Below are 8,908 nucleotides of genomic sequence, written 5' to 3'. Positions count from 1 at the left end.
CGGGTTGGATACATCTTAGCACGCTGTCCAATTTTGCCGGACCACTTCACAGGTCGGCGCAAAAGGAGCAACGTCCCGCTTATTAAAGGGCGTGTCCGTATTTCGTGTTGGTGAGCTTCGGCTCGAAGACGACATGGCCAAGTCTAACGTCCGGATCGAGCCCGTTGTGACGGATACCGCAGCATGAACGAATGGCCGCACAGCGTCGGTTACGCGTTTGCCGGGCTATCCTTGGCACTGTTCGCGGGCTACAGTTCGGCGTGTCGAGACGCTCGGCAGCGAACATTCCAATCTCTAATAAAGGACGAACGACCTTGAACGAGAAACCTGATCTAGCCGCTCTATTTGGCGCCACAGAAACAACAACCTTTCTGGGCCTGGAGGAATGTACCGATTTCAACAAGATTGATGCGTCGTCGGCGTTCATTGGCGCACCATGCGCGACACCTTACGGATCGGTTGGTGCCTATGCAAAAAACGGACCAGACTCGCTACGAAAGGCGATAGGGTCGTTGACGGCGAACGTCGATCGACACAACTTCGATCTCGGCGGACCGATATTTCCTGAAGGCACCAAGCGTGCAGTCGATTGCGGTAATCTCCCTTGGAGCGATACCGATTTTGCTGCAAACCGCGACCGCATACGTCATGCCATTTCCAGAATAGCGTGCCGTGGCGTGGTGCCAATTCTGATTGGTGGCGACGACTCTGTGCCTATTCCGATGCTTGCGGCCTTGGGCGACACCAAAAAGTCTTTCACCATTTTGCAGATCGACGCGCATATCGATTAGCGAGAAAGCCATATGGGCGAAACAATGGGGTTGCCCTCGACGATGCGACGCGCATCAGAGATGGATCACATCAAACAGATCATCCAAGTCGGAGCACGCGGAATCGGCTCTGGTTATTCCTCGGATTTTGAAGATGCCGTGGCTTGGGGCGCAAAGTTCTTCACTGGGCCAGATGTACACCGAAACGGTTTGCAGTCGGCAATTGATCAAATTGAAATTGGCGCGAATGTCATTCTTTGTATTGACATAGACGCCATGGACCCAGCGATTGCCCCAAACACAATCGGACGTTCACCAGGCGGTTTAAGTTACTATCAAGTGCTGGACCTTATTTCTGCAGTGGCAGATCGAGGAAAAATTGCAGCAGTCGCTTTCGTGGAGATCCTGCCGGAGGTGGATATCGACGGCATTGGTGGTTTGACGGTCTCAAGACTGGTGGCGGCGACCATGGGTATCATTGCACGGCAACAAAACGTCTCAAAGCAGACATAGGAGCAAATGCAGCGAAAGTCCGCGGGGCGCGGCTAACGCCCCCCACTTCTGTTAATCGGTTCAGACTAAGACTCCGATGACTGCTTCCCGTCACTTAGCTGATGGGCATTGTTCAGGTTGGTAGAAATAGTCCCTGCCCTCCCATCCGGGTGATTAAGTTGGATACCACAAAATATAGGGCGGGGCCCGATGGGTTGTCTTGATCCAGGGTGCCCATGAACACATTGTGCCCTATTCGCTATTCCCCGTTAACGACCCTTCTATAAGAGAAATCGCGCTAAAAGCGATATTTGATACGAGCGGGCGCTGACTATGAGGAAATCCGAGAACGACGAACCCAAAATACGGCATTTCCAACTTAGTATCGTCAGTTTATGTAGCGTGAAACCGGCGATATCCTACCACCATTTCAGCTGAGTATTTGGTCTAGATAGTGAATGCATATGGTTGGAATTTTCATTAGATTTAGCATCCAGAACAGATGCGGCCAACAACTTGACGATGCCCTATAGACCATATTGCACATGCCGGAGCCGCAACCCCAGCTGTGTCACAAATCATTTATCAAAAAGTGCGGGCGAGGTTTGGGCCGAAGGTTAATATCCGTAGATTGGCGATTTCAGTTTCTCACCGCCTTGAGCGAGAGATCATCGCGCAATGGCACGGTCTGGCGTTCGATCATCCGGTGGACAACGGGATCGCCTTCTCCCCGGTGCAGTTTGCGCAACTGATCGGACAGGGCCGCATCGGCGTTCGTGCGTCTTTCATTATGGCGCACATATTCACCCCAAGTTGGCACATGATAGCTTTCGCTCCAGTGATCGTGGTATTGTAGGTCACGCAGCAACGTCCATTGTTGAGCGCCGTCGCGGATTCGAATCCGCCGCCGCTGCCGCATAGCAGCAAGGAATTCGTTCACATCCTCAGGCGCTATCTCATAGTCCACCATCACCAGGACCGGACCGCTGCGATAACTCAGGTCAAAGAGCGTTTCGGGTTCTTTGAACCGGTTAAGCGGATCGAGATTGAGACTGGAAAACTCGGGCAAGGGCAGTTTCAGGCCCATCAGCGCGCCGACGATCAGCAGCGCGGTAGCACTCAGCAACGCGGGTCCGGGGCCGTATCGTTCTGCCGTCATCCCCCAAATCACGCTGCCCGCAGCCATGCCGCCAAAAGTGCCCGTTTGATAAAGCGCCAGTGCCCGACCTACCACCCAACGCGGGGTGGACAGCTGAATGGTTACGTTGAACATCGACAGCGCCAGCACCCAGCTGGCTCCTGTCACGACCAGGGCGCCCCCCGCGACCCAGCTGTTGGTGTTGAGCGCCAGTACAGTACAGCTGCCCCCAAATGCGAGGAATGCGCCGCGCGCAATAATCTCGTTTTGGAACGTTTCGCGCAAGCGGGCATTCAGCATCGCCCCCGCTACCGCCCCCATGCCAAAGGCCCCTAGCATCACCCCATAGACAAACGCCGTGCCCTGCAGCGTCTCACGTACCACCACCGGCAGCAGCGCCAACAACGCGATGGCGGACAGGCCAAACCAGAACCCGCGCAAGATCACCCGCAAAAGGTTTGGCGACATCGCCACATAGCGCAGCCCCGCAGAAAAGGCGCTACCCATGGGTTCGCGCGGTAGATGGGTATCGCGCTCCGGTGCCTTCCAGCGTAGCAGCGCTAAAATAATCGCAACATAGCTGAGCGCGTTTACCGCAAAGGCCGCCGCCGCCCCGGCAATAGCTACGATAGCCCCACCCGCCGCCGGGCCAACGCTGCGCATCAGGTTGAACCCCATGGAATTAAGTGACACCGCCGCCGGCAGCTCCTCGCGGCTAACGATATCACCCATCGTCGCCTGCCACGACGGATTGTGCAGCGCTGTGCCGCAACCAATCAGAAAGGTAAACGACAGCAGCAACCAAGGCGTTAGCCAACCGTTGAAGGCCAAAAAGGTCAATACTAACGACACCCCGAACATGAATGTCTGTGCAATCAGCATTACGCGGCGGCGGTCGAAATTGTCTGCGAAGACACCTGCCAATAGCGAAAACACCATGATTGGCAGCGTCACTGACGCCTGTACCAGCGCCACCATGCTTTGCGAGTCTGACAACGATGTCATCAGCCAAGCCGCCCCCACCGCCTGCACCAGCCCACCGAAGTTTGACGCAAGAGCAGCAATCCACAGAGAACGAAATGTCTGGTTCCGGAATAGTATCAGCGGTGAAGTGCGGTCGGGCATCGGTGTTTCCCATTTCCCATGCGTGATCCATCAGTCCTGCGAGATGCCAGTCACTGGGGGTTTCACATGACCTTACAATGCTAGAACCTCATTGAAAATCAACCTAAGTTGTTAGCGGCGTCTTTGACGAGCTAAAGCAGACAATAATCTTTTCCCGCAACCACACATGAGGCACATCTTCCCGATGCACCAAAGGTCGGCCGTAAAACTGCTTTCAAATTAGACCACTCAAGTGGGACTGCTCAAACGCCCTGCCCCACCTACTTGAAATGGTATCTGTAAATTCTGAGGCGAGCGACACCAGACCTGATACGGCACCGTCAATTTGAAGGTACTGATCTGAAATCATATTGGTCGGAATGACAGAAGCTAAGTAACCCGGGCCTTTCACAGGACATCGTTTTCGTCCCGAGATCATCGCCCTCGCTGTGTGAACTTACTTTCGGTTTGCTATGCGCCTTCGTGATGTCGAAGATATGCGAAGGCCATTCGCCGAGACTGCCGATGCCATCAAATAAGTGGTATCTTGACGAGGTGGTCATTTCCATTCGAGGCTTGAAATATTGGCTTTGGCGTGACGTGGACCGCACAGGGGATGAAGAATCGATCCAACGATTCTCATCAGCCTACTCGTCGACGATAAAAGACTATAGGTGGATTCAATTCACCTAGCCAAGCCCAGCGTTTTCTCGCCGCCCATGATCAAGTTCAAATCATCTTCCCCCCTCGCCGTCACACCCTATCCGCTACTTCCTGTCGCCACGCCAGAACTGACGCCCATGCAATTTGAGGCGGCCTCACACTCCAAATCAAGGCCACATAAAGACTCAACCTGAGCTAATTTTTGACCAAGTCCATTAAGTTGACATTGCCGGGGGAAGAACGCCCTTCGCCCTATTTGTGCATGTATGGATGCCCCCGTTGGTGCAAGAGATTTCTGAACGGTTTGAGTGTGTGATCGGATGCGGTCATGTATCAGGCCTCTTGTTGCAGCGGTTGATACAGCCGCGGGCCGGTATGGCGATGCGCGAACCAAAGGCAGATCAACAAATCGAGTTCATAGGCTCCTGCACAAAGACTGCTTTGTCTGGTCCGGATCTTTCCGATCATTTTCCCTTACTGTTCATCGATCTCCTCACACACTCAAGTCCCGGGGCGCGATACACGGCGCATTGCGCTCATGCCATCGCTGCCGGGGTTCGGTAGTCCACTTGCTTCGTCACCATGGCCCACAGACCACGCGCCATCTTATTCGCCAATGCAACGGCGACGAGCATGCGGGGCTTACGCTCCAACATACTTATCAACCAAGTGTTATGCGGCGTTCCGAAACGCTCAACTGCCTGAAGAACAGCCATTGCACCAGAGATCAGCAACCGGCGAATGTCGCGTTGACCCATCCATTGCCCGTCAGGGTCATGCGAAGCATGGTCCCGAGAGGGTTCGAGGTCTTACCAAGGCGAGGTTTGCCACCCGTCGAGTTCTGTTTAGGAACCAACCCCAGCCATGCCGCAAAATCCCGACCTCGGCGAAAGCAGTTCAGATCAGGTGCGAAGGTCTCAATTGCTAATGCTGTGATTGGCCCCACGCCCGGCATGGTCTGGGCCCGCCGTGCCGCTTCAGCTTCTTTAGCAGCACCCTTCATCCTCTGATCCAGCGCCGTAACCTGAACATTGAGACCTTCGATCTGGGCGAGGTACACTTGGGCGAGTTCACGGACGTCTTCGGGCAAGCCTATGGTCTCATCGGTATCGTCAAGTTGACGGCTGTTCCATACGGATTTAGACGCTTGGCATGACTAAGCGCAAGAATTCTCCCGGCTTCAAAGGCCATCGCTTTCCCTCAGAAATCATCGAATACGCTGTTTGGCTGTACTTTCGTTTTAGCCTGAGTTTGCGTGATGTTGAAGACTTGTTGGCGCAACGCGAGATCATCGTCAGCCATGAAACCGTACGCTTTTGGGTGATAAAGTTTGGCCGTCAATATGCCAGATCAATACGCAGAGACCGGCCGTCGGTAGGCGATAAATGGCACTTAGATGAAGTTGTAATTTCGATCCGTGGCAAGAAACACTGGCTGTGGCGTGCGGTGGATCAACACGGCAATGCGCTGGAAATCCTTGTGCAAAGTTGCCGAAATACGAAGGCTGCTAAACGTTTTATGCGTAAATTGATGAAGCAGTACGGCGTGCCAAGGGTGTTGATCACTGACAAGCTGCGTTCCTACGGTGCCGCAAAGCGGGGATTAGTTCCGGGCTTGGAGCATCGTAGTCACAAGGGCTTGAATAATCAGGCCGAGGTTTCGCACAAACCTACCCGACGGCGAGAACGGGTGATGAGCCGTTTCAAATCAGCCGGACACGCACAACAATTTCTATCCGCGCACGATCAAATTAACGTTCTTTTCCGGCCTCGCCGTCATCGCTTAAATGCCAGATCCCACCGCCATGCCCGGTCAGATGCTTTCGCAATCTGGCACGATATTACTTGTGAAATCTCGGCTGGGTGAATCCGTCTAGTCCGCTAAACTCAAGCTAGTGGCAACAACTTGACGATACCGTTTGAACAGCTCATTGCCGGACCGCCAAATGCCTCTTGAATATAAATTGACGCCAAACATTTCAGGGGTGCAAGTTATATTACAGTCTAATGACGCGTGTTCCACTTGGTGGTCAATGGTTTAAGGTGGGTGTCTTTGCGAAATTCCCTCATTAGCTCTGCTCAGACATAATCTGTGCTTTAGCTTCAACCGTCAGACTGGACATCTTAGCACGAATTGTCGCTTCATCTGCTTTGTTGCCCAAGTCAGTTGACAATTTGCGATAGACAGCTTCGTGTCCTGCTTCTTCGAGATAGGATTTGACCAACGCTTTCGCGTAGCTGGCAGCGTCATCCCCTGATTTTCCCAGCAGCTGCGCCGCCCAGAGACCCAGCAATTTGTTGCGCCTTGCATCAGCTTTGAACTGCAGTTCCGCATCGTGAGCAAACTTGTTTTCAAAGCTTTTTTCACGGTCGTTGAATGTGGCCATTTAGTGTCTCCCTAGATTGGTGGTTGTTTGTGAAGAATTGGGATGGTGTATGTCAGGTTTAAAGCTACGCATTGGAATTGTCCGCAACGTGGAATATTTTTGCTCAGTACTGACGGTTGAAACTCCGGAAGTATATTCATGATTGGCACCTCACGGATCATTGGTGCGAATAGAATATCAATTGGAAAAACAGGTATGTAATCAGCACGTAGTCATTTTTGGGCAGGCTTGGCCGCCGTTTCGATCTGCTTACGATGTTTGCTTAAGCGACCAAGCTGCATCGTGTTAATATTCGAATTTCCTTTTGATCTTGAGTGGCTTCGCCCACAGAGTTGAGAGATGGTCGAAGGAAACGGATTGGACTGCAAGGCAGGCCGTGTTCACGCGTCCGAACAACTGGTGATGGTCTTACCGGCGCCAAAGTGGGGTGCAATTGGGGCTTGGTTATGTGTCTCTTTTCTGAACTGCGGTTTCTGTTTCTTTTGGGAATTCGGCAGGAAGCAGAGCATCATCACAGAGAAGATCTTTGTTTGCGGATATGTCTATTATCGCCACAATCTCCAGACCAATTTCGCGCTCTTCCTCGGCGTGAACCATCATTTCTCCAACGGAATCGAATAGTGTTTCCCGTCGAAGGCCGATCATGTGTAATCGACGGTTGGACAGACGGTTGAATGCAACCACAATAGCGGCAACGTCATTGCCGAAACGCCAGTCGGCATAGGCCATTTGCAAGGTGCCCAGCCCGCGGCTTTGGTTTGCGGATACGTTGTCAGGCGTCATTGCACGATCAGTGCTGAAAAGTTTTTTGAACATAGGAAAGTTCTCCTTTGATTGTTGGGCTGGATTAGATGGCCAGCACACTGACCACTTCATTGAGCTGCAGGATTGCGCGTTTCATGGCAAAACCCTGGAGAGCGAGGTGATTGGCAAAGATGGATCGGTCATGTCTGCCGTTCAGCACAATGGGCGGGCGAAGTTGCGATCCCTGCCGCAGACTATTTAGCGTCTGCTCCCAAATCGGGCCAAGGTTTCGCTCTTGGATCACCCGAGCAAAATCCTTACCCAATGCCGTAAGGATGACGTCATAACCGTAAAGCATCCCCTTATTCCGATAGAACACGTCGTCGGCGGTACGGCTGAAAATCCACCTTCCAGTGTCTTGAGCCCGCACGATCTGTGAGGTTTGCGATCCGAGATCGTCAGAGATGCGGGAGAGCGCCGCGGCGAGCGTATCAGCGCGTCGCTCGAAAATAGCCTCACCGCGCGCAAGGCGGGCGTTGTAGCGTTCGAGTGCTTCGAGACCCTGGCGGTACTGGTTTTCGGAAGGGACTGAGGGCAAGAAAGAGCGTGATGGCTCCCACACCCAGATATAGGGCGGGTACTGCAAGAACCCTGATGCACGCTCAAGATCGGGATCGGCGCTGGACGAACCACTCCTCCGCCCAATTTGGTCGAGCATCTCAAAGCTAAAGCGGCCAACGGCGTTGACTACGCCAGTCTGAAAGTTGGGCATATTGTCTAGAAGCCCGGTCGGTGCGAACCACTGATCGTTGGGAGTCCAGCCATGCAGGTTCAGTTCGCGATCCATCAGTGCGGCGGCGGTTGCGACTGCAGCACTGCCATTCTCCGGGACCACGGTGGCCTGAAATTCAGGATTGGCATCGATATTATGGGTCATCGGACCGAGGACACCGTAATTGGCTGCTACCCCAAGCAAAAGCGCCGCAATCACAACTTTCAAGTTACGCCAACTAGGGAGCGGCCTGAACCGCAACCACGACCGGCGTCCGGCAGTCTCGGCATCATACGGAACAGTTGTGGTTTGCTCAGTTGAAATCACTTCTATTGCCTCCTTGCGTATCTAACAAGACAAACGCGCTGGCACCGGGTTTCATCCCTAGAAATCAGACAGGAACGAGGGATGGAGAATCTATTTTCTAAGTAGGGATGAAAGTGACGACACCCGCGTTTTTATATTGGTTCGGAAAGGAAACTCGTTGGAGAAGTGGATGCCGCAGAGAAACCGTTTGTGAAACCCATCACTCCCTCGAGAATGCCCTGCGTATCGGACGCCAAGGCGCAATCACTGATCGGAGCACTGAAGGCCATCGTTCACGCTGTTTCTTGAGGACTGCTGTCTGGGTATCGATAACAACCTGACCAAGCGCGCCAAACGGCCTCGACCCGCAAGCCTACCCCGCTGACCTCCTTGACCGCATCCATGAGCACAGCGTTAACCGGCTCAACAAGCTACCGCCATGGGGTCAAAAGGTAGCCGCCTCACAGGATTGCGCCTCCTAGTGAAGTGGTCCTGCTTTTTAGGACAGTTTTGCGGCTTGGCTAAGATGCATC

Annotated in this window: 6 protein-coding genes and 2 pseudogenes; 3 read left to right on the top strand and 5 right to left on the bottom strand. The window is 53.3% G+C overall.

All coding sequences use genetic code 11. From position 1 onward, the window contains the following. The first annotated feature begins 191 nt into the window (after positions 1–191). Positions 192–1,283, top strand: a pseudogene (locus V7730_RS20845) (arginase family protein). A 619-nt stretch (positions 1,284–1,902) separates the two neighbouring features. Here V7730_RS20845 and V7730_RS20840 read toward each other — a convergent pair. After that, positions 1,903–3,525, bottom strand: a complete 1,623-nt coding sequence (locus tag V7730_RS20840; RefSeq protein ID WP_335749485.1) for an MFS transporter — start codon at positions 3,523–3,525, stop codon at positions 1,903–1,905. Positions 3,526–4,894: 1,369 nt separating this feature from the next. Continuing rightward, positions 4,895–5,257: a transposase gene (locus V7730_RS20830; RefSeq protein ID WP_335749484.1), complete on the bottom strand. Its 363-nt coding sequence runs from the start codon at positions 5,255–5,257 to the stop codon at positions 4,895–4,897. A gap of 62 nt (positions 5,258–5,319) precedes the next feature. Between V7730_RS20830 and V7730_RS20825 the strand changes: the two genes are divergently transcribed. Beyond that, positions 5,320–6,033: an IS6 family transposase gene (locus tag V7730_RS20825; protein ID WP_335749483.1), complete on the top strand. Its 714-nt coding sequence runs from the start codon at positions 5,320–5,322 to the stop codon at positions 6,031–6,033. A gap of 202 nt (positions 6,034–6,235) precedes the next feature. On the opposite strand, the gene V7730_RS20820 is transcribed toward V7730_RS20825, so the two are convergent. From V7730_RS20820 to V7730_RS20810, 3 genes are all read right to left on the bottom strand, one after another. Continuing rightward, positions 6,236–6,553 carry a DUF1476 domain-containing protein gene (locus tag V7730_RS20820; RefSeq protein ID WP_335749482.1) on the bottom strand — a complete coding sequence of 106 codons (318 nt, stop codon included), beginning with the start codon at positions 6,551–6,553 and terminating at the stop codon, positions 6,236–6,238. A gap of 444 nt (positions 6,554–6,997) precedes the next feature. Next, positions 6,998–7,369 (bottom strand): hypothetical protein, encoded by a 372-nt coding sequence (locus V7730_RS20815; RefSeq protein ID WP_335749481.1) that lies wholly within the window; start codon positions 7,367–7,369, stop codon positions 6,998–7,000. Between the two features lie 31 nt (positions 7,370–7,400). Then, a complete protein-coding gene (locus tag V7730_RS20810) occupies positions 7,401–8,288 on the bottom strand; it encodes a DUF2333 family protein (protein WP_335749486.1) in 888 nt (295 codons plus the stop codon). Positions 8,289–8,740: 452 nt separating this feature from the next. Here V7730_RS20810 and V7730_RS22790 point away from each other — a divergent pair. Then, positions 8,741–8,857 (top strand): annotated as a pseudogene (locus V7730_RS22790) (hypothetical protein); the annotation flags it as partial. Between the last annotated feature and the right edge of the window lie 51 nt (positions 8,858–8,908).

The sequence above is a fragment of the Sulfitobacter sp. genome (assembly GCF_036961165.1).
Lineage (GTDB): Bacteria > Pseudomonadota > Alphaproteobacteria > Rhodobacterales > Rhodobacteraceae > Sulfitobacter.
The sequence above is the reverse complement of the archived record's forward strand: the minus strand, read 5'-3'. Positions and strand labels throughout refer to the sequence as shown.